The 22,172-nt window shown below is 46.7% G+C and carries 12 protein-coding genes; 1 reads left to right on the forward strand and 11 read right to left on the reverse strand.

The window, feature by feature from the left end; genetic code table 11:
- Positions 1-984 precede the first annotated feature (984 nt).
- The 9 genes from AAC033_RS07225 to AAC033_RS07265 form a co-directional block, all read right to left on the reverse strand.
- Positions 985-3,678, reverse strand: a complete 2,694-nt coding sequence (locus AAC033_RS07225; RefSeq protein WP_339736679.1) for a sodium/solute symporter — start codon at positions 3,676-3,678, stop codon at positions 985-987.
- A complete protein-coding gene (locus tag AAC033_RS07230) occupies positions 3,678-4,847 on the reverse strand; it encodes an AGE family epimerase/isomerase (protein ID WP_339736680.1) in 1,170 nt (389 codons plus the stop codon). The genes AAC033_RS07225 and AAC033_RS07230 overlap by 1 nt, the downstream gene beginning before the upstream one ends.
- 21 nt (positions 4,848-4,868) lie before the next feature.
- Positions 4,869-5,963, reverse strand: coding sequence for a hypothetical protein (locus AAC033_RS07235; RefSeq protein ID WP_339736681.1), 1,095 nt, complete (start codon positions 5,961-5,963; stop codon positions 4,869-4,871).
- A gap of 79 nt (positions 5,964-6,042) precedes the next feature.
- A complete protein-coding gene (locus AAC033_RS07240) occupies positions 6,043-6,975 on the reverse strand; it encodes a dihydrodipicolinate synthase family protein (protein ID WP_339736682.1) in 933 nt (310 codons plus the stop codon).
- A gap of 46 nt (positions 6,976-7,021) precedes the next feature.
- Positions 7,022-7,696, reverse strand: coding sequence for a GDSL-type esterase/lipase family protein (locus tag AAC033_RS07245; protein WP_339736683.1), 675 nt, complete (start codon positions 7,694-7,696; stop codon positions 7,022-7,024).
- Between the two features lie 43 nt (positions 7,697-7,739).
- Positions 7,740-9,707: a family 20 glycosylhydrolase gene (locus AAC033_RS07250; RefSeq protein ID WP_339736684.1), complete on the reverse strand. Its 1,968-nt coding sequence runs from the start codon at positions 9,705-9,707 to the stop codon at positions 7,740-7,742.
- Between the two features lie 26 nt (positions 9,708-9,733).
- On the reverse strand, positions 9,734-11,359 hold the full coding sequence (locus tag AAC033_RS07255; protein WP_339736685.1) for a sialidase family protein: 1,626 nt from the start codon (positions 11,357-11,359) through the stop codon (positions 9,734-9,736).
- A 106-nt stretch (positions 11,360-11,465) separates the two neighbouring features.
- The gene (locus tag AAC033_RS07260) at positions 11,466-12,956 is read right to left on the reverse strand and encodes a RagB/SusD family nutrient uptake outer membrane protein (protein WP_339736686.1); all 1,491 of its coding nucleotides are present in this window, start codon (positions 12,954-12,956) and stop codon (positions 11,466-11,468) included.
- Positions 12,957-12,968: 12 nt separating this feature from the next.
- The gene (locus AAC033_RS07265; protein ID WP_339736687.1) at positions 12,969-16,211 is read right to left on the reverse strand and encodes a TonB-dependent receptor; all 3,243 of its coding nucleotides are present in this window, start codon (positions 16,209-16,211) and stop codon (positions 12,969-12,971) included.
- Positions 16,212-16,349: 138 nt separating this feature from the next.
- On the opposite strand from AAC033_RS07265, the gene AAC033_RS07270 reads away from it, so the two are divergent.
- Positions 16,350-17,072 carry an FCD domain-containing protein gene (locus tag AAC033_RS07270; protein ID WP_339736688.1) on the forward strand — a complete coding sequence of 241 codons (723 nt, stop codon included), beginning with the start codon at positions 16,350-16,352 and terminating at the stop codon, positions 17,070-17,072.
- A gap of 109 nt (positions 17,073-17,181) precedes the next feature.
- Here AAC033_RS07270 and AAC033_RS07275 read toward each other — a convergent pair whose 3' ends face one another.
- Both AAC033_RS07275 and AAC033_RS07280 read right to left on the reverse strand, forming a co-directional pair.
- Positions 17,182-18,735, reverse strand: a complete 1,554-nt coding sequence (locus AAC033_RS07275) for a sulfatase (protein ID WP_339736689.1) — start codon at positions 18,733-18,735, stop codon at positions 17,182-17,184.
- A 29-nt stretch (positions 18,736-18,764) separates the two neighbouring features.
- On the reverse strand, positions 18,765-22,109 hold the full coding sequence (locus AAC033_RS07280) for a glycoside hydrolase family 2 TIM barrel-domain containing protein (RefSeq protein WP_339736690.1): 3,345 nt from the start codon (positions 22,107-22,109) through the stop codon (positions 18,765-18,767).
- Positions 22,110-22,172 lie beyond the last annotated feature (63 nt).

The raw sequence follows: 22,172 nt of genomic DNA on the forward strand, positions 1-22,172 counted from the left end.
CCGAAACGGTAAAGGAGAACTAGCTCTTCGTGGCTCCTTTCCTTCGGATGCGTTCAGCTTTTCCCTTTCCATTGTTCCTAAAAGTAACGAAATCAAAATAAAGAACTTTCTGGATCTACATGTTCCGTGAACAGTCCTACCCGATTCATGGGTTAAAGCACATAGATTATCTCGTCAGCGGCAGCATTCAATGGCAACGGAAACGTGGTTGGCTGGAAACTGTCGGTGTTGCTGCATGCAAATGCTCCAATGAGATTATTGCGGGCCATTAATTTAATGAATCCGGAGACTCGCTTCAATGCCATCTAGAATAGGCATATACAAATACATCAAAACCAGGTCTGGCTGGGTTTCTTTGATACGTTCCAGACTTTCTTGACCGTTAAAAGCCCGGATCATCTCAAGGTCAAAATTTCTTAGCTGTGCATACACATCCTCGGTATTTAATTGTTGCTATTGGTACGCACCGGAACAAGTCATATTATTTGAGACTCGGCTCCAGCGTGAAACAAGCAACTCTTGTAAGGGCAAACATCAACAGGAATTGCAAAATCTACGTAGAATTTGACTGCCACCTGATATAGACCATGCCCACAGGCTTTGCGCCAGTGATGATTTTGAAGTAAAGGTCGATGGCAGTATTTATACTTTTGACTACACAATAGTCAACCGTTGCCTGTGTGTGCGTTGGAGAGCCAAGCGCCGGAACAAGAACGGTGGCGTCAAAATGCATACCCTAAAGGGTGTCAAGACCCGAATACCACGCTTTGTTCATATGACCACTGCGTCAGTCATGGATGTAAAAGCCTTTGGCAGGATCCATGTGAGAAAGACTGCTACTAGTCTTTGACTTAGGTTGCGTTAATTTTTAGAGCCCTTGCCTGATCCAAAGTCTTAACGCATGGTTGGATTCCGAGCATCAAACAACCTAAAAAGCAAGAGGATGTACTGGGTTAAATCGACACATCAAATGGGGTATTTGCTTTAGCGAAGCCGCTGCCTGCTTTTCCAAGTGTAGCCGGTAATGACTTTCCGGTTGGGCAGTACCACGCTGACCAGCAGCGCCAGCAACACACTGGTCAAAACACCGACAAAGCCAAATAAGAGAAACGAAAGATCGGTGTGGTTTTTCATCAGCATTAACACGATCAATCCACCCACTACACCTGCCAAAGCGGCATTCCCTGAAATCCGAGGAAAGAATACTCCCATGACAAACAAGGCGCCCAGTCCGCCGGTAAGCAAGCCCAGAAAAGTATTAAACTGATCCCAGAGCGACGCAATGTTCCAGGTTGCCAATATTAGGGCCATCATAATTCCAAGTACGCCCACGATAATTCCAGACCAACGAGCCACCGCCATCGTGTGTTGGTGCCTTCCCGCTTTTGAAAGCACCTTGTGAAAGTCAGCTGTGATCACAGCTGACACCGAGTTGATATTGGAAGACAATGTTGACATGGCCGCAGCAAAGATGGCGGCAATCAGCAAGCCGGCCACGCCTGACGGCATTTGCGCCACAATAAATTGTGGAAATACCGAATCAATGTTGGGATTGACCACTGACATCCGTTCGGGATTGGAAGTATAGTAAGCATACAATCCGGTTCCCAGCAAGAAGAAAATCAGGGAGACCGGAATGCTCAAAAATCCATTCAACCAAATGCTTTGCGCGGTCGCTTTTTCATCTTTGGTGGTCATATAGCGTTGTACCACACTTTGATCGCTGGTATACGAAATAAGGGTATTGGCCAAACCGCCAATCACAACCACCCAAAACACGGGTTGCGAAAAATCGAATCGAAAATCGAATGTGTGAAACTTTTGTTGTTCAGCAGTAATCTCAAAAAAACCACTGAGTCCTCCTTCCACACCTGCCAGCATAAAGGCCAGAGCAATGAAGGCGCCTCCCACTAAGATAAATCCCTGGATGACATCGCCCCATACTACTGCTTCAATCCCACCACTGGTACAATAAATGATCGTTACCACGCCCATGACGATGATGGCCAGGTAAATATTGAAGCCAGTAACAGCGTTCAACGCCAGCGAAGGAAGAAACAGCACAATGGCAATGCGGCTGACCATGAAAAACACAAACAAGGCTGACGCCAGCCAGCGCACAGCACGGTTGAAGCGGGCTTCAAGGTATTGATATGCCGTGTCGAAATTGAACCGACGAAAAAAAGGTAAGAAATAACGAATGACAATTGGCGCAATGGCAATTATCGCCATATTGAACATGAACATGCGCCAGTCGACCGCATATGATTTAGCGGGAATAGCGATGAAGGTAATGGCACTCAATGTGGTGGCAAAAATACTGATTCCGGCAGCCCACCAAGGGATGCGGCCTCCCGCTTTGAAAAAGTCATCGGTGCTGCTTTCACGCTTCATAAAAAAGAAGCCCAGCAGCAACATGCCGATGAAATACACGCCCAATACTAGGTAGTTGAGCCAACCAAACACCGGGTCCACGGAAAAGCGGAATTCCTGTAAAAAAGGCGTTCGCGTGGCGGGTCTGATTTCCCCGCCGGGAACAACCAATGCGCCATCCCACCAAACGCTGGAAGCAACAGCTACTGGCTTTCCTTCCCATTTTCCCGCATCAAACCAGGTATCGGTCACGGTATTGTAGACCATTATTTTTGAATTGAAACCAGGATGATTGATCCAGAGTGAATCCCGCTCCTGCCCTGCCAAGGGATCACCCGCTTGCATCGCATTGATGGCACGTTCAACCTGGTTGAAGGTGTCACCCGAATCGCCACCGGACAGCACCACATGCGAAGCCCCTACTGTTGCTGCCATTCCAACAGCCAGCGGCAGTGGTTCGCCATCGGCTAAACGCATGTCTTTTTTCTGCTCCCACATTCTGGTGGAAGGCCGGTAACGAAACACATGCGAATAAAATTTGGTAGTCTGGCTGCCGGATGCTTTTGCCCGTCCGCCAAACACATGCAGGCTAATTTCCTCTCCATCCATTTGTGCCACAGCCATCGCACCGGACACCGGCATTGGGAAAGGTTTTAGTCGCTGCCATCCCGCTAAACGATTTGTCACATCCAGCCGCAAAAACTGGTCTGTGGCTCCTTGCTCACTTTCGCCACCAAGCAAGTAAACATGATTGCCAATTATAGCAGCGGCTGCACTTTTCACCGCGATGGGCAAGTTCGGAAAATCAATCACTTCAAGCTGGTTGTTGGTCCAGCTAAGCAGGAAAACCTGCTTGCTTAAACCGCCCGTTCTTTGCCCTCCGATACAAAGCAGCCCCCCAGGCAAACTGACCGAAGCACCTTCGGCAAGTGGCAAGGGTAACTGCGAAGAACCTATCAACTTTGGATTCCCTTCATCGTCTTGGCTGAAGACCATGACCAGATCCAACAGTTCCTTGCTTCCATTTTCCCAAGGCTTTCCGTTCGGAAAAGCAGAACCGCCAGCCACAATCAAAACGTTGCTATGCACACCGGTGAAACTGCCTGCCAAACCTTCATCAGATACGAGTGATTCGACCTGGGACAAAAGTGGCTTCGACTTCTGCCGTAAGGTATTTACCTGTTCATCGGCCCGGCTTGTGGCAGCCACGCAAAGGAACAGAAACAGCAGCATGATTGAAGTCCCTCTGCAGTAAAACGATTCCAAGGAGATTCTTAAATTGAATCGGTTGTTAGTTTGTTGCATTACTTCAGTTTTTCAAGGGTTTGCCATATCTGGAACAAGCCTCGTGGCACATGAAAACAGCCTTTCCATTTTCCGCCTTTCAGCGGCAATAATACTTCACCGCGGCGGTTCAGGTACCCAAACCATTCATCATGCTGCGGATCGGGAAAATGAACCCATGTGTATTTGTGCACTTTGTCAAACCATTGGAGGCATTCCTCCTTACCCGTGTTTTTGTATGCTTTGATTAGGCTGATTAGGGTTTCGATATGCACCCACCAGAGTTTCTGGTCCCATTCCAACTGCTGGGGTGGATTGCCTTTGATATCCATAAAATAGAAAATACCGCCAAACTCCTTATCCCAACCAAATTGAAGCGTATCAAGTATGATCTTTACCGCCTTCTGCATTAGCGCGTCATCCTTCCTCCGTTCGGCCAAATCCATGATAAACCACATCGCTTCAATCGTGTGACCGGGATTTAACAAGCGGCCTTCAAACGAATCAGAAAAGCTGCCGTCGGGTTTTACATTTTCCAGAATAAGCCCCGAATCGGGCTGGTAGAAGACCTCCATCACTTCGTGAATGGCATCCTGAATGGTTTTTTCCACCAAATCATCCGGCAGCAGGTGTTCGATCTCCAGTGAGAGGTTACACAAAATCATGGGGAGCGAAAAACCCTTCAGGGGCCGGGTCCTCAGCACCAGTTTGTTGTATTTCCCTTTGGGATTGTTCTTTCTGTCCAGAATATTGCCGAAGGTTTGTTTCGCTATTTCGGCATATTGGGGATTGCCTGTGGCCCGGTACAGCTGCCCGAAAGCCATGGTGGCAAAGCAGTCGGAAAAGATATTATAGGGCTTCACCAACGGTTTTCCTTCGCGGGTCAGTGAAAAATACCAATTCAACTTTCCATCATGCCCGTGATCTATCAGAAAGCGACCCCCATGCTCTGCCATATCAAGCCACTGCGCCCTTTTTTCAAGCCGGTTATACATCGATGCAAACATCCAAACCTCGCGCGCCTGCAGCCAGACAAATTTATCGGTATCAAATACGTTTCCCTCCCGATCAAGGCAGGTAAAAAAGCCCCCAAACTCCTCATCTTTGGAGTTTCTCTCCCAAAATGGGATGACTTTTCCCAATAGTTCGCTTTGATATTGTGCCGCTAATTGTTCAAAATTCAAATTCATCTTGTTCTTTATTTTCTGTTTTTACGCTGATACAAGCACACCCCTAATCACCCTGCAAGAACGGACACCCGGTCTGACTTCCCCTCCGGGAATCATGATTTGCCCGTTCCACCAAATTGCCGTTGTTGTCACTGGAGTGGCGCCATCCATCTTCCCCACCCGACTCAATCTTGCATTGTGGGTGTTCCAACAAAATACTTCGTTACAAAATCCCGGATGATTGTTCAAATGATTCTCCTTCAGCTTCAGTAAACGTACCTTTTCTTCCGGCGCTTCAGCAGCAGCCACCGCATGAATCAAACGTTCCGTTTGGTTAAAGGCTTCACCGGTATCGCCGCCAAAGATCAAAATCGAATCCATCCCGTGAGCCAATCCGGTTCCTGCCGAAAGCCCACAGACTGCTCCTCCTTCGACCTGCAGGGTGCCGTCTTTTTGCCAGCTGGCCTCCGAAGGCAAATATTTCCAAATGTCGCTCAAAAAAGTCGAAGTTGTGCCAGTCTTATTACGTCCGCCAATCAGGTAAATGCATTCCTCTTGTCCATCGTGCTGACAAACAACCACCGCATGGGAACAGGCTACCGGCATGTCAGGCAGTTTCATCCACGCTGGTGACTCGTCATTCAAATCAAGCGCAAAAAAAGCACGACTTGCACCATTTGACCCCAGCCCACCGGCCAGGTAAAGGGTGGTTCCACACAACGCTGCTCCTGAAGTGGAAAGTGCAATTGGCAAGCGGGGCAAATCAATCAACTGGGGGTCTGCCGAATCCAAACTCACTAAGAAAGCCTGAGCCGTTGGGCCATTCGCTGTTTCGCCACCAAGGCTGACAATTCCTTTTTCAGTTGAAACACAAGCGCTGTATGCGATGCGCTCGGGCAAACGAACGTCCGGCTGTTCCCATTTCAGTTGTCCGTTAGCTGTTTCTTGCGAAAGAAAAATCGTATCGTGGTACTCTTTTTCTCCTCCCTGCCACGGCATTCGTCCGTTGAAGTTGGCGCCCCCGGCCACCACCAGCCGATTTTGGTGAACACCGGTAACCGGGCCTGCCAACCCTCGCTGCTCCCGCATCCCGTTTGACGCCGGAACTTCGGAGAAAATGTCCCATGTTATTTTCATAATCGCCCTGTCTCGTTATTCACTTCAAAGTTGCCGATTTATCAAGCTGCAAAATCCCAAATTCAATCCTTCAATCCACCTACATCCGGGAAAAATACGCCTCCATATCCAAGGCATCTACATCGGCCACAAACTGCTTGTAATCCTCGCTGCTCATGTTTTTCACAGGCAAGCGGAACTCGCCACATTCCAGCCCAACATAGCGCAGAAAAGCTTTTCCGGTGGCTATACCCCCATATTTCCCCAACAGGCGAATCATATCGATCGACTGCAGCTGCAGTCTGCGGGCTTCCACAAAATTACCATCATCGTATGCTTTAATCAGCTGGTGATAGAGCGGCGCCGCATAGTTGAAGGTGCTTCCAACGCCACCGCGAGCTCCCAACACAAGGGCCGATAAGAGGTTTTCGTCCCGTCCCCAAAGCATGTCGTATTGGCCATTCTGAAAATTCAGACAGCTTAGGTAATCCATAAAATCCTCGTGGGTATATTTTATTCCAACCAGGTTTGGAATCATCGATGCTGCTTCCTGCAAAAATTCGAACATCGATACGTTGCAGCCTGTCAGCACTGGAATGTGATAGAAATAAACCGGCAGTTGGGGTACCGCTTCAGCGACTTTGGCACAAAATTCGGCCAGCTGTTTTGCACCGGCGGGCTTAAAATAATAGGGTGCCAAAATAGCGATCGCATCAACGCCCAAGGCTGCTGATCTTTGTGCATTCTCCATACACTCGGCATAGGATGTCCCGCCAACCAAATCGATTATTCTTAAAGCTTCTTGTTTCTTGTTTTGCGACGTCCAGGCGGTGGTGATTTTCACCTTTTCCTTTTGTGAAAGTGAAACTCCTTCACCGGTTGAGCCGTTGATAAAAGCGCCCACAACACCATTCTTTTGCAAAAAGTTATAATAAGCCGGAATCAATTCAACGTTCAGCTCGCCATTGTCCAGCATCGGAGCAAAAGGCGCTGCAATAAGACCTTCTATTTTTGAATTCACTGTTGTATTCATGATATCTATCTATTAATCTTTAATTCTGATTTCTTGTTTTTCGGAGCTATAAAAGTCCTCGTAAAATTTCAACCCATTTTGAGTAAGCTTCGCCGGTCAGATGCAACCCGTCATTCGTCAGGGAGGGATCCATCCAGTTGTTTTCGCTGCTTTTAAAATGGGAGAATAAATCGACAAATTCAGCTTGTGACCGGCCACACCATTCACTCAGTTTTTGATTGATCCACAGTATGTCTTCGGTTTTTGAACAATGGCCGGCAAACTTGCCAAACTCCGGATTGACCGGTAAAATGCTCTGAATATACACTTCCGTTTTGGATGAATGTTCTGTGATCAAGTTGGCAATTTGGCATATGTTGGCAAAAACCGTGTCTTTCGAGATACCGCGTGCCAGATCATTGATTCCAATTAACAGGAAAACCTTGGCAGGCTTTGATTCGGTGACTTCGTTTAAACGATAAAGTACCCCCGCCGTCACATCGCCACTGATTCCCCGGTTTTTAACCCGCTTATTCTGAAAAAGCTCCACCCATTCGCCACCATCAGTGATACTGTTTCCCAGGAAGATGATTTCTTTTTTGGTATTCGGAAGACTTTCAAACAGCGTTCTGCGCTGCTCATAATACGTTGTTTGAAAGGATTTTTCCTGTCCGTCAGCGGAGACTACCAGCATGAGGTTCAAAAAGAGGACGATGGGTAATGTTAATTTTATTATGCTCATTTATCTGTCTTTTTTTCAGGAGTTAAATTGGTATAAAGCGATTCTAACGTTCTTTTTTCAGATCAGCTGAAAATCGCAAGTCCTTGACCTCACGCACCGTGAAATAATCAAATTGAACCGGTACAAAAGTGAACATGCGTTTCCAGGTCTCATTTTTCACCGGAATTTTCAGCAGCACCTGATTCCAGCCATTTTTTAGGTGAATGGACGCAGGGTTTCTGAAAAAGTAATTTTCATCGGTGAATGGAATTTCTTCGGTGTTACTTGCCAAACCCGGCTTATTCCATTTGGGGGCTGTAACAGGCTTCCCGTTTAGCCAAACTTTCGGATGGGTATTGTGCCATTCTCCATCTTGTGGAAATGGGCCTCCCCTTCGTCCTGCCGAGCGCGACCAGTCGTGAAAGCCAATCCACGCCCCGACAGTTTGTTCTTTGGGCGACCAAATCCGGGTGTAAGCATAATAGGTTCCTGCTTCTTTGGGAAAATAGGACGGGTAGCCAAAAAAATGGGTCAGGTGAATGGTGCCGCCAATAAAAGGCCCCTGCCAAGTGTAATTGGCCGAATCGATTTGGTAAGTTTCCAGCAATTCATCTTCAACCGGAAATTGAGCTTCAACATCACCACCATGGGCTATCGGTCCTAAAACCTTCCACTCGATGTTGGTCTGTTTCACGTATGGAAAGGGTTTTCCGGTGAAATATTTGTCTCGGTGCCCGATCAGGCGATCTTCAAAAGCCCTGAATTCATTCAGCAGCTCACTTCCCTTTTTTGGCAGTTTGGCGAGGTAATTTTCGCCAATTTCTCTCTTCTGCCCTGTCCACGACGTTTCGCTGTAGGTAAGTATTCCCGGATACACCGGATTTTGTGTGAGAATGTCGTATTCGCCATTTACATTATTGTCGTTCCAGCAGCAAAGAATCCCTCCCAGCCGCAGCGAATCACCATGAGCAGCCCCGTTAATTCGCTCAAAATACAACTGCGAAATACCCGCCAGCGGATCCAGATGATTCAGGTAGTTTAAACGGCAGTCGATGTAGCGGTGTCCCGGTTTTGGGTAGCCGTTTGATGACCACAATTGTGTGATGGAAACCGAATCGCCTTCGATATGTTGTCCCGGTCGCCACACAATTAGTTCGCGGCCATGGTGTTGCGTTACCCGCTCAAGCAGTGCCGGCAACAGCGTTGGCGACGGTTCTTCGTAGCTGTGCCAAACCTCATCAGTTCCCAAGTGAATGTAGGGCATCACCTCTGCCGGCGCCAGGCTGCATAGCTCATCCACCAAATCGATCAGTACGGGTTGCACGCGCGGATCGTTCATCGCCTCAATTCCCATCGCTTTGCGAAAAGCAGCACTGTGGCCGGGTATATCAAACTCAGGTATCAGCGTAATTTTCCGATCCTGGCAATAAGCCACCAGTTCTTTATAATCTTCCTGTGTATAGAATTTGCCTTTTTGGCGCGTCATGCTTTCCTCCGAGTTCAATTGTGGATAGACTTTACTCTCCAGCCGCCAACCAGGATTTTCAGTTACGTGAAAATGAAAAACGTTAAACTTGTATGCCGCCAGCACATCAATTTGCTCTTTGAGCATGTCCATGCCTTGGAAATTCCGGCCCACATCCTGCATAAAGCCTCGCACGGCAAAAGCCGGCCAGTCAACGATCGTGCATCCTTTTAAGAAACGCTTGCCATTTTTTCTGACAATAAGTTGTTTTACGGTTTGCTGGCCACGAAAAATTCCCGTTTCGGTTGTGGCTTCCAGAATCACGGAATCAGAAGAAACCTTCAAAGAATAGGCTTCATCACGATTCACCTGAACCTGCGGAATCGTGGGTGCAATTCGTTGCACAAAACGGGCGCTGCTGTCGGCCATATCAAACTGCTGCGGGGTCCACTCCACATGTTGGGGCATGGGAATCAACGCCGGAACTGGTTCTTTTTCTGTGCTGCATGAAAGAAGCAGTCCGATGCCCAGCAAGCATATCAATGGTTGAAAATGTAGTCGGTTCATTATTATTGGTTCAGGTTTTTCTATTCCTACTTGATGATATCAGCAACAGGAATGCTTTGAAAATAAAGCTCCTTTACCCCTTCGTATACAATCCCAATGGTTTCGTTGTCGATCATTGTCATGCAGGAATAACCAAATCCGGCAGGTTCATAAATTTCCAGCTGGAATTCCTCTGGCCAGCTCATGCCTTCGTCCACACTGGCTTTGATGGTCATGTTGGTTCGCTGGTGTTTGTTGTTCGGGTTTGAAAAGAATAGCACCCGCTTCTTTTCGCCATCCACTTTCAGATCGGCCGAAATGATACTCGCCATACAATTCGGTTCTTGCAATGCCGAATTCGATGTGGGATGAATTTTCCAGGTTTTACCCAAGTCATTGGTTGTAGCAACTGCCCGACCGTTGGTGTCGCCTTTGTCTTTTCGATTCTGATCGTCACGCATGTTTAGCATCAGGCCACTATCCGTTAACTGGACCACCTGGGCTTCGGTGGTATTGGGTTTGGCCCCTGTTCCAATCTGCCAGCTTTCACCGCCATCGGTGCTGTAAACGATGGTTGAATGACTGGTGTATTGTCCGCCGTCCAAAGCTTTTTCTCCAATGTCGGCTTTAAATTGTGCCGGAAAAACCAGGGTTCCGTCTTCCAGTGTAATCCCGCGTCCGGGACCTTGCAACAGCAGCTGCCACGAAGGATCTTTAATTTGCCCGGTGATGTTAATTGTTTCTGACCAGGTCAATCCATCGTCGATACTTTTGGCTATGACAAACTGCCCGGTCACCTCCGGACTCATTCCCGGTTTTGAGGCCCACCAAAGCATATCCTTCTCCGTTGCACCGCTCATCCATAGTCCAGCTACCCACAGCGTTCCTGTTGTGTGATCGTACAACACACTGGGGTCACCAATGCCATTCAGCCGTTGCGAACGTCCACCCCATTCGCCCATGTCCATAATCACTTTCATGGGTTCCCAGGTTTGTCCGCCATCGGTACTGCGACTCATGCCCACATCAATATCTTCCTGTAAATCCTTACTGTTGTTATAACGATTGTCGTAAACCGCGATCAATGTTCCTTTATTAGTGGTCACCAAGCCGGGAATCCGGTAGGTGTCGCATTGATCCTGCCCCGCCCCACGCAGCACTTTAGCCAGTCGAAACTTGTGTGGCTCTGCCGGAATGCTTTCGGCGAGCTGATCACCTCCCAAGTCAAATACAATCCGTTCAATTTGAAAGGTAGCCAGTAAGCCCGCATTTTCTTTCGCCTTGAAATTTAGGTTGAAAACCTGTTCGCTTTTGACCGTTTCAAAAAGCCCTTCAATTTCCACTTTTTTTGAAGTGATCTGATTTGAAGCGCCAAAAAGCTGTTCGCCTTCTTCGGTAGTGAAGCCAACCGAGACAGACTCCAGACAATCCGTCTGGCTTTCCGGTGCAAAATGAATGGTCAACCCTGAAACGTGTAACCGACTGTTTTCCTCGTTTGCAGTGAATGTAACACTCATCAGGTTTTGACTGTCATCGTCAACAAACAAGGGCACAGATTTCTGATTGAGTTGAACGGTGTAGGAATTAACAGACTTTGAAGAAATAACAGAATTTGCTGTTTGACAACGAATGGCTGCCAAACTCAAAACAAGTAGAAAAACAAGTTGCTTCATGGGTTTTGGTGTTTACATTTCGATGGTTTTTAATAGCATAAGGAGAGGTTTGTCACCCTCTCCTCATCTTTTTGCTAAACTATAAAAAACATCTATGAAAAAAGTATTAATATCCTTCGGTTTGTGTCAATTCCGAGTCGTTTGCCAACATGCTTTGTGAGATGGAATAGTAAATCTTGTAAGCTTCATCGGCATCTAAAGTTGCTACTTCGTCGAACACGATCCCATCGCCAGCACGAACCAGATCCCACCAGCGTTTTCCTTCGGCTACAAACTCTTTATAACGCTCGTCAAGAATAGCCTGGGTGTTTTGCGCTTTTGATCCACTAACAAACTCGTGCCCGGCAAAATTCTCGCCGTATGCCCGTGCCCGCACAGCATTAACTTCTGCTGACGGATCTTCGTTCAAATTATTTTTGGCTTCAGCCAGTAAGAGCAATACATCGGCGTAGCGATACACCGGAATATTATTGTAGCTCCACCGTGATCCGTCATCACCCACAATTCCAAGAAATTTTCTCAATATCGATCCTTGATAGTTGGGGTCTCCCGCCTGAAATGGGACATGCACACTGCCATCGTCATAGATACGGATAAAGGTATTGCGACGTTGATCCAGGGTATCGTCGAGCAGCAGCAGTGTTTTATCCGATGCCCCATAGCGGCTTAAGCCATTAATCACAAAATCGCTCATCGAGTTCCCTTTTTCATCATATAAGTCGTCCAAATCAACTTGCCTGGTGGTAAACAGATTTCCGTAGAAATTGCTTGCCTGATCTTGCTGGTAATCAATGGTGAAAATAAATTCGTTGTTATTTTCATTGTTTTGACCCCACAGGTTGTCGTAGGCTACGAGGCTAAAACCTGCAACTTGCGAAAGGGCTGTTTTGGCTTCTGTAAAATCGGCCGTTCCGCCTCCTAAAACTTTGCCCGACCAAAGGTAAGCATCACCTTTTAAGGCCAGTGTTGCAGCTTTCGACCAATAGACCGGTTTCCCCAACCACAGCGTATTATCATTGTCAAAATATTCCAACGATTTGGCAAGGTCGTTTTTGATTTGTTGCATGACTTCAGCCTTTGGAGAACGCGGTTTTTTCAAGGTTTCCAGGTTCACTTCCAACAACGGTTCGGTGCTGATGGGCACATCTCCCCAGGCTTTCAACATGGTATAGTAGATTTGAGCACGAATGCCGTAAACCTGTCCAAGCATATGATTTTTGGCTGCTTCATCGGCAAACTCAACACTGGGTGCGTTCTGGATAAAGTCATTGATGTAATGCATCAATCCGTAAAAGTTCGCCCAGTTGCCAAAATATACCAAGGTAGAACTGATATTATTGGCAATTAAATCGATATCATTGGGCGAATTGGCGAAGGTATTTCCTCCCCAAACATCAGACCGGACTTCACCCATTTGCCACTGTGTAAAAGCGTAGTTTCGGTAGCTTGCGTAAATCCCGGTGTGCGCGGCGCGCGCTGCTTCTTCAGTATTCCAGAAGCCATTATACGTTAAATCGCTTTCCGGCTCCATATCAAGATCACAGGCACTTAACAGTGCTATGGTCAATAGTAAAAGGATATATTTTTTCAGTTTCATAATTGGTAATGCTTAAAAAGTTACGTTAACGCCAAAAGTTATTGTCCGTGGTAAAGGAAACCGTCCATAGTCAATGCCATCTCCTGATTCTTCCGGAGAACTTCCTGAGAATCCATTGAAATAAGCCAGGTTAGCTCCGGTCAGATAAAGGCGCATGTTTTCAAAGATATTATTCACATGTGTTCCCGGTAGATCATAGCTCAGGGTTACTTCGCGCAGCGCCAGGTAATCTCCCTTTTCCCACATTCTTGAGCTGCTGCTTTCCATTGATCCTTGGTCGCCACCTGCTGCCAGATGATTTCGCTGACGGTCAACTAAAGTGAAAATGGGAACGTTTGAGGTAGGATTTTCCGGTGTCCAGGAGTCTCTGATTTCCAGTGGCCCGTTTTGGTTCCCTTGGGTTTGGGCGATTCCTTTTACCCGGCGCCCATTGATAATGTAATGCCCAACGGTAAAATCAGTTTTCACAAACAAGCTAAAGTTCTTGTAGCTAAAATCGGAAGTTAGCCCCCCAGTAAAATCGGGTGTTCTGCGGCCAATAACCTGCCGATCCAGGTAGTTGATAACGTTGTCTCCATTCAAGTCTTTCCAACGCGTGTCTCCAAGGAAACGGGTTTCCTTTTGAACAGCAAACTCCACGACCCGTCCATCATGTTCATCAATATCGGCTTGGGTTTGGTAAACCCCGTCGAATACATAGGCTGTAATGACATCATATCCTACGCGTTCGCCTTCCTGCAAACCGCCAACATATTTGGTTTCACCAGTTGCCGGATCATAAATTTCTGTTCCCCCCTGCCGATTTTTATCCACACCGTTTTCGGGCAGTTTGTGGGCAAAGTTGCGAACGGAATAATAAGTTAAGCCCACATTCCAGTTGAAATCGCCAGCTTTAACGACATCGGCATTAATCTGCAACTCAAGCCCTTTATTACGAAGCGTTCCATTATTGGTTGTAATGGCTGAAAAGCCGGTCCACAATGGCAAAGTCAGGTTGGCCAGCTTGTCCTCTACGTCGCGAACAAAGTAATCGCCAATCACCGTCACCCGATTATTGAACAAGCCCAAATCCAAGCCCAAATTTAAGGTTGTGGAACGCTCCCATTTCAAGTCAAGTAAAGGCAATCCACTGTTGGCATAGCCAGCCTGGGTATCGTAAATGGATGTTTTGCCATAGGTTCCGAAGACCCCAAAGTTGCTCAATACATCAATATTACCGTTCACCCCGTAACTGATACGTGGCTTTATTTTGCTTATCGTGTTTTTAAAACTCGACTGCTGGAAAAAGTCTTCGTTGTGTGCATTCCAACCAACTGAAACACCCGGGAAAAATCCATATTTATTGTTTCCCAAACGAGAGGTTCCGTCATAGCGAAAGGTTAAGCCTAGCAGGTACTTGTAATCGAAATCATAATTGACCTGTCCAAACAGCGAAGCGATTTCGTAGCCGGTTCGATATGAATAAGGAACACCGCTGGCTTCGGAACCAACATTCATGGTATAAATCAAATCGGTTGGAGAAAGACGCGTGGACGCGTTAAATGAGAAATATTTTTCCTGAAAATATTCGGCACCAACCAGAGCACTCAAATTGTGATTTTCGGCAATCGTTTTCTTATAATTGATCATTGCTGTAAACTGGTCGCGTAAGGTACGCTGGTGCGACGCAGATGAAAGTCTTTCAGTATTTAAACTTCCGGAATTGAGGTAGGCTTTATTAAACGATTCGTTTGAATTATTCACCGTAAAATGACTTCCTCGCGCCGTCAAGGTAAAATCGTTCAAAAATTTGTAATCAATCTGAACAGAGGCAGTTAAGCGCTGCTCCAGGTTGTAGCGTACAAACTTATCCTGATAGTAAAGCGGGTTACCGAACCCCAGGTAAGTTCCCGGCTGGTATTCAGACGACAAGCTTCCATCGGGATTGTTATTATAGATGCGCGATGTTGGAGCTAAACCGGCTGTTCGTTGAAACAGGTTGTACTCACTGTCGTAGGCTAAATTTTGATTCGAGTGGGCATAAATGAAGTTTGAAGTCACCTTCAGGTCGTCGGTTAACTTATAGGTCGTATTTAGAGTTCCTGAGTACCTTTTAAAAGCGGAGCCGAACACCAGGCCTTTGTCATCCATAAAACCTAATCCGAGGTAATAAGTTCCACGTTCATTTCCTCCGTCAAAACTCAGGCTATAGTCCTGTGCTTGACTATTTTGATAGAACAGTTCATTCATCTCATTTTCCTGAAAAATCAGCATGGTTCCCGGATTCACAGGGTCTTCTATGGTTTGCCATCCTTCGTAATCCAACAGATAGCGGTTGTCGTCCGACAATACCATGGTCGTATAAATCGAGTTGGTGGTATTATTTCCAGTTCCCGCCGCATGAGCACCGGTCAAAAACTGGTTCAGCCAGGCATAGCCCATCACGTCTTGAGCCTGCTTGACGCCAAGTCGGTTAAACTTCACGTAATCCGCAGCTCCCAGGTAGTCCATCGGATCTTCTCTACGTTCGTTTGTGGTAAACTTCGCCCGAAAATTAATTCTGGATTGGCCAACCTTTCCTTTCTTAGTAGTGACTAAGATAACACCGTTGGCCGCCCTGGCTCCATAAATAGCTGTTGACGCGGCATCTTTCAAGACTTCCATCGAGGCAATGTCGTCAGAGTTCAACGCATAAAACGATCCCGGGACACCATCAATCAAAATCAAGGGATTCCCAGTTCCCGAGAAGCTGGTGCCACCGCGAACCACTAAACTGGGGGTTGATCCCGGCTGCCCGGTGGTTTGCGTCACTTTCAGACCTGCAATCGTTCCTTGTAAAGCCGTTGCCGCATTCGAGCGCGGTGCACTCTCCAATACTTTTGTATCCAGCTTTGATATCGAGGTAGTCATTTCAGCACGCGACTGCGTGGTGTAACCCGTAACAACAACTTCATTTAGCGCAGTAGTTTCAACGGCCAAGGCGATATTAATCACCTGCTGGCCTGCTAGATCAACGACTTGCCTCTCAAAGCCAACCATCGAGAATTGAAGTTTCTCAGCATTGGCAGGAACCGTTAAAGAATAGTTTCCTTCAAAGTCACTGATTGTCCCAGTCGTCGTTCCCGGAACAACCACAGTTGCTCCTGGCAAAGGGTCACCTGTAGCCGCCTCAACAATTTGTCCAGATACATTTTGCTGAGCAAATGAGTGGCTGCTAAGTAACAGTGCGGCTACGATCCAGCAAAAAGGCAGTAATTTTTTAAATTTCATCATCATAAAATTAAGTGTTAGTCTTCTTAATAATTGCTTTATGTCCTACATAAGACGAAACAAATGTAAAAATTGTTTTTTTTATTCCAAACATTTTTGCAAATTTGTTGTGTTATGTAGTACATATTTGAAAGCATAAAAAAAATGGAAACTGAAGATAAGAACCTGATAACTGCTATAGACACAAGAAGTTTGGTGGATAAAGTTGAAATGAACCTGGTGGATTATTTTAAGAGAAATGCGCTGCAACCCGGCGATGTGATTCCGAAAGAAGTTGAACTAGCCAGTGCTATGGGTGTCAGTCGAACAGTGATTAGAGAATCACTGAATCGACTAAAAACCATGGGAATGATAGAATCCATAAAGCATAAAGGAACCGTAATTACCAGCCCCGACATTTCATCGCTTCTGCAGAAATCAATGATTCCACACATCTTGGATAACAGCACGTTGAGAGATATCTTTGAGCTCCGGCTTATTCTTGAGATTGGGATGGGCGATCTGATTTTCAGACACATTACTGATCAGGACCTGAAAGAGTTGGATGAGATTGTTGATCAGGAGCCTGAATTTAGTGAAGACATTCTGTTTGATATCAGCCACGAAATTGAATTTCATAGCAAGCTGTATTCAATCACAAAAAATGAAACGTTGAAGAACTTTCAGAAGATGCTTCTCCCCGTCTTTAATTACGTATATGACAGTGGGTTGATACACAAGCCCATTTCAAATAAGCGCTATGTATCGCACCGCGGAATTGTTGATGTGCTGAAAGGTGGATCTCCGGATGAATTCAGAATTGCGATGCGTAAACACCTCGAAAATCATTTTCAACGTATTATGGTCCTGGAACAAAACAACGCATAACGCATCTTTTTGGAACTTCTTAGTCACAATTGATTGATCCAAATCTCTCAGGTTCATACTCTCCGTTTGCCAGCCTCAGCAAAAATCACCAATATCAGATGGCAGGTAGCTACTTTTTTACCATCACCGGATCTTGATATTGCTCCTGCAACTTGCGAAGTTCCACTTTCAGGTGATCAACTACTTCTTGGTATTCTGCTTTCCCGCACAAGTTGCTCATTTCGCTTGGATCATTTTCCAAATCGTACAATTCCCACTCGTTAATATCATGGTAAAAATGAATTAATTTATACCGATCCGTCCGGATGCCATAGTGACGTTTTACCGCATGCTCTCCCGGATATTCATAGTAGTGGTAATACAGGCCGTCACGCCATTCGGCTATCTGCTCTCCATCAACCAACGGCAACAACGACTCGCCCTGGATATCTTCCGGAATGGCTGCACCAGCCAGATCAAGAAAGGTAGGAGCATAATCGATATTTTGCACCAGCTGATCTATTTTGCCCCGTGCCTCATATCCTTTGGGAAAGCGCATAAGCAATGGTGTTCGGAACGATTCTTCGTACATGAAACGCTTGTCGAACCAGCCATGCTCACCCATATAGAAACCTTGATCGGAGGTATAAACCACCAAGGTGCTTTCGGCCAATCCATTATCATCCAAATATTTCAACAGTCGGCCTACATTATCGTCCAGTGATTTGACACAGGCCAGGTAATCCTGCATGTAACGGTTGTATTTCCACTCCGCCAGCTCTTTTCCGCTTAAGTTACGGGCTTTAAAATCTTCGATAATCGGATTATACACTGCATCCCAAGCATCGCGCTGCTCATCGGTCATACGCGCATAAGCCCCATTTTCGTAGTAGGAACGATAAGGTGTTTGGACTTCCCCTTCCTCGTCCAGCATTTTCAGGTCATACACCAAATCCATATTTTCAATGATGCTCATTTCCTGCTCGGCAGCCGCAGTTCTTCCAGCGTAATCATCGTAGAAATTGTCGGGTAGCGGGAACTCTCGGTCTTTGAATTCATTCAAATATTTTGCTGGTGGCATCCACACCCGGTGCACCGCTTTGTGATGAACCAGCAAACAGAATGGTTTGTCTTTGTCCCGTTGATTCAACCAATTGGTGCTGAAGTCAGTGATAAGGTCCGTTACGTAACCTTCGTGACGCTTTTGTCCGGTTGAATCGATAAAATCCGGATTATAATAGCTTCCCTGCCCGGGTAAAATGTTCCAGTGATCAAAGCCGGTTGGATCGCTTTTCAGGTGCCATTTCCCGATCAAGGCAGTTTGGTAGCCGGCTTGCTGCAACAATTTCGGAAAGGTTTGCTGATTACCGTCAAAGGTATCTGTATTGTCTCGCTGACCATTGGCATGACTGTGTTTCCCGGTAAGCATCACGGCCCTGCTGGGAGCACAAATGGAATTGGCTACAAAGCTGTTGGTGAAAGTCACCCCTTCATTGGCAATCCGGTCGAGCCCCGGCGTTTGGATAAACCGATTATCATAGGCACTCAGTGTTTGAAACGAGTGATCATCCGTCATGATAAAGATGATGTTCGGCCGATCAGGCTTTTCAACTTTGAGTTGCGAAGAAGTACAGCCGGCAGCTAAAGATGCCAAGCCTCCAAGTATTAATAATTTATGATTCATTGGATCTACGGCTGTTTGTTCTTGATTGGTTACTTTTTATTTATCAGGACTTTGCTCATTTCAATATACTTCTCCGTTGAACCTTTCACAAGCGGAACCATAAAGAAGCTATATTCATGACGCTCCTGCCCATTCAAGGTGTATTCTTTTTGCGGACGAGCGCCCCAGCTGTTATCGCCACCCAGACCGCGTTGGCCCAAGTCGATATTCAACTGCACCAAATCGCGCTCCTTGATGTCGTTGATGTGCTTGCTGCCATTCACTTCTGGAATACCATCAATACGGAACTCGGGCTCCACCTCTCTGTTTCCTTCGTAATCCAGTCCTCCGGTAGTATCAAAATCTTCGTTTGGCATATGCAAGGCGCTCATGCCTAAACCAGCTTTGGGCTGATCAGCTACGATCAACAAACCTTCGCCTTGCTCATTACACAGCGCCCACCAGCCAACATCGGTCCGGTATCCGTTTTCCTGGGGGCGCACGTAAGGCACGTAATGCTCACTGACATTGGCTTGGTAGAGGTCAACGAAAGTGGAAGCTTTGCGATCGACATAGTTTTCCCAAGGACCACGTCCAAAATAACTAAGCTGATCGTAAGCTTTCGGCAGTTGCAGGCGCATGCCTACGCGAGGGATGTCAGCTTTATATTCGGTCGTATTCAAACGGTTGGAAACTTTTACTACACCAGTCCCCGCAATTTCATACACGCTGACAAAGGTCGTATTCACTCCAGGCAGTTGGTAGGCTACTTCCAACTTGACAAGGTTTTCGGCCAGGGTTTCGGTTTCCATAGAGATCACTTCAGAAAACAACGAAGCTTTTTTCCATTCGCTGTTGTTGAACTGCATACGGTTTCCAAAATCGTTGTCGGTTGGCGCCCGCCAGAAATTGGGTTTCGGGCCTTTACCATCTTTCAGCAGTTCTGTGCCCTTAAAGGCGAACGAAACCGGACGACCTTCTGCCTGGCTAAACACAAAACGAAAATCGTCATTGGACACGGTAACCTGCTTGTTGCTTTGCTGAACTGTCAAAGCTTCACCATTTGAAGACGCCACCGGCTCCGGTTCAAATAAGTTGGCCAGTTCTATCTGTTCCCGGGCTACTTCAAATCCGGCAGGCAACAGCCCCCACTCATTTTTCAAGGTAGCCGACAGGTGGACAAAATAGCGGGTATTGGCTTTTTGCTCAAGGCCATCCAGCGAAATACGGATCATCTGTCCCGTGTGCGTTTCCACGTCCAGCTCATTAAAATGGTCGGTCTTCAACACTTTTCCATCCGCCTTAATTTGAGCAGTAAAGTTAAATGCAGTCAGATTGGTAAAGTCATAGAGATTCTCAACAAACACACGTAACTCATGGTGATTATTGACTCCCGCAGCTTTGAAGTTGATGAACTCGTGCGCTTTTTTCACTTCGTATAATCCGGGTTGCGCCGACCGGTCGGGAAATACAATTCCGTTGTTCAGGAATGTATTATCGGTGGGCATGTTCTCGCCATAGTCTCCGCCATACGCGTAAAAGCGCTCGCCTTTTTCGTTTGTTTTCCAAATCGACTGGTCCACCCAATCCCAGATAAAACCGCCTTGCAGGTTGTCGTACAGCTCAATCACATCCCAGTAATCCTGGAAATTTCCCGTGCTGTTTCCCATGGCATGGGCATACTCACTGGGAATAAACGGCCGGTTGGTTTTGTGCTTGCCGATGTACTCAAAAAAAGCAGGCGAAGGATATTGCGGCACCACGATGTCGGTGTTCCAATCCATATCCAAAATACTGCCGTCGTGATCTTTATACGTACGCTCGTACTGCACGGGACGTTTTTGTGGGTCGGCCGCTTTCATGGCTTCGTAACCGGCATAAAAATTTACACCATTGCCGGCTTCGTTGCCCATACTCCAAATAATGACCGACGGATGGTTCTTATCGCGCTCCACCAGGCGAACCATGCGGTCGACATGCTGTTTTTCCCACTCTGGCTTTTTGGCTAATGAATGCTCACCATAATACATGCCGTGCGACTCAATGTTGGCTTCGTCAACCACATAAATTCCATGTTCGTCACACAGTTCATAAAAACGGGCCCCACGCGGGTAATGGCTCAGGCGAACCGCATTGATGTTATTTTCTTTCCACAAGCGAATATCTTTCATGATCATTTCTTCGCTCATCACATGCCCTGTTTCCGGATCGGTTTCCTGGGCATTCACTCCTTTCAGGGTAATACGCTGCCCATTGACCAGCAATAAACCTTGTTTGATTTCAACCGTACGAAAACCAACTTTGATGGCCGTAGCTTCGAGGGGCTGGCCTTTCTTGTCCTGAAGCTCCAGCAAAAGGGTATATAAATTCGGATGCTCCGCGCTCCACGGCTTGACCCTTTCAATTGTAGCCGAAAAGGCTTCCTTAACAGTTGCCTGCCCACCAACTTCCAACTTTTTGGCGTCACTGGTCACTACCCGCCCCTGCGCATCAATTAGCTGATAAGCCAGTTGAACTTTCTGCGCTTTGGGCAGATGGCTGTTCAGTTCTACTGCGAGTTGCAGCTCACCATTTTGGTAAGCAGCGTCGAGCGTTGCGCTGGCCTCTAAATCGCGAAAGCGTAGCTTGGGTTGTGCATACAGGTAGACACTGCGTTCGATTCCACTGATGCGCCAAAAATCCTGGCACTCCAAATAAGAGCCATCGGTCCAGCGGAAAATTTGCAAGGCAATGGTATTTTCGCCTTTCTGAAGAAAAGGGGTAATATTGAATTCGGCAGGCAACTTACTGCCTTGCGAATAGCCCACATAGTTCCCGTTGATCCATACAAAGCCACCTGATTTCATGGCCCCGATGTGAAGAAAAACTTCTTTGCCATTCCAATCGTCGGCCAGCACAAAGCTGTGACGATAAGATCCAACCGGATTGTACTCGTGGGGCACTTTTCCCGGATACTTCGGATAGATGCCGTCCAGCTCAATATCATCGGCTACCGGTGCTTTGTGGTCTGCAAACTCATATTGATGGTTAACGTAGATGGGGACCCCATAGCCTTCCACCTCCCAGTTCGATGGTACTTTGATGTTGTCCCAATCTGCCACATTTTCCTCCGGATTCATAAAACTGGTTGGCCGATCTTTTGGGGAACGCACCCACTTAAATTTCCAAATCCCGTCAAGGGACTGCCGGAAATTGGCTTGTGTCGCTTGGGAATTTAAAGCTGCTTCCTTTGACCCATGCGACACAAAAGTGGCATGAGCCGGTTCTTTGTTTTCCTGAATCACATCGACATTTTCAATATAATTCCAAACATTAAAAACCGGATCGGACGACTGGCTGGCAGCCGTCCATCCGGTCATTAGAAAAGTAGTGAGTAGTAGTATTGTATTCTTCATAATTGAGCAGATTTCCGATTTTACCGGAGAAAGAAGCTGTCTTCACCACCTCGCGCCAGAAAG

This window comes from uncultured Sunxiuqinia sp., assembly GCF_963974515.1.
Taxonomy (GTDB): domain Bacteria; phylum Bacteroidota; class Bacteroidia; order Bacteroidales; family Prolixibacteraceae; genus Sunxiuqinia.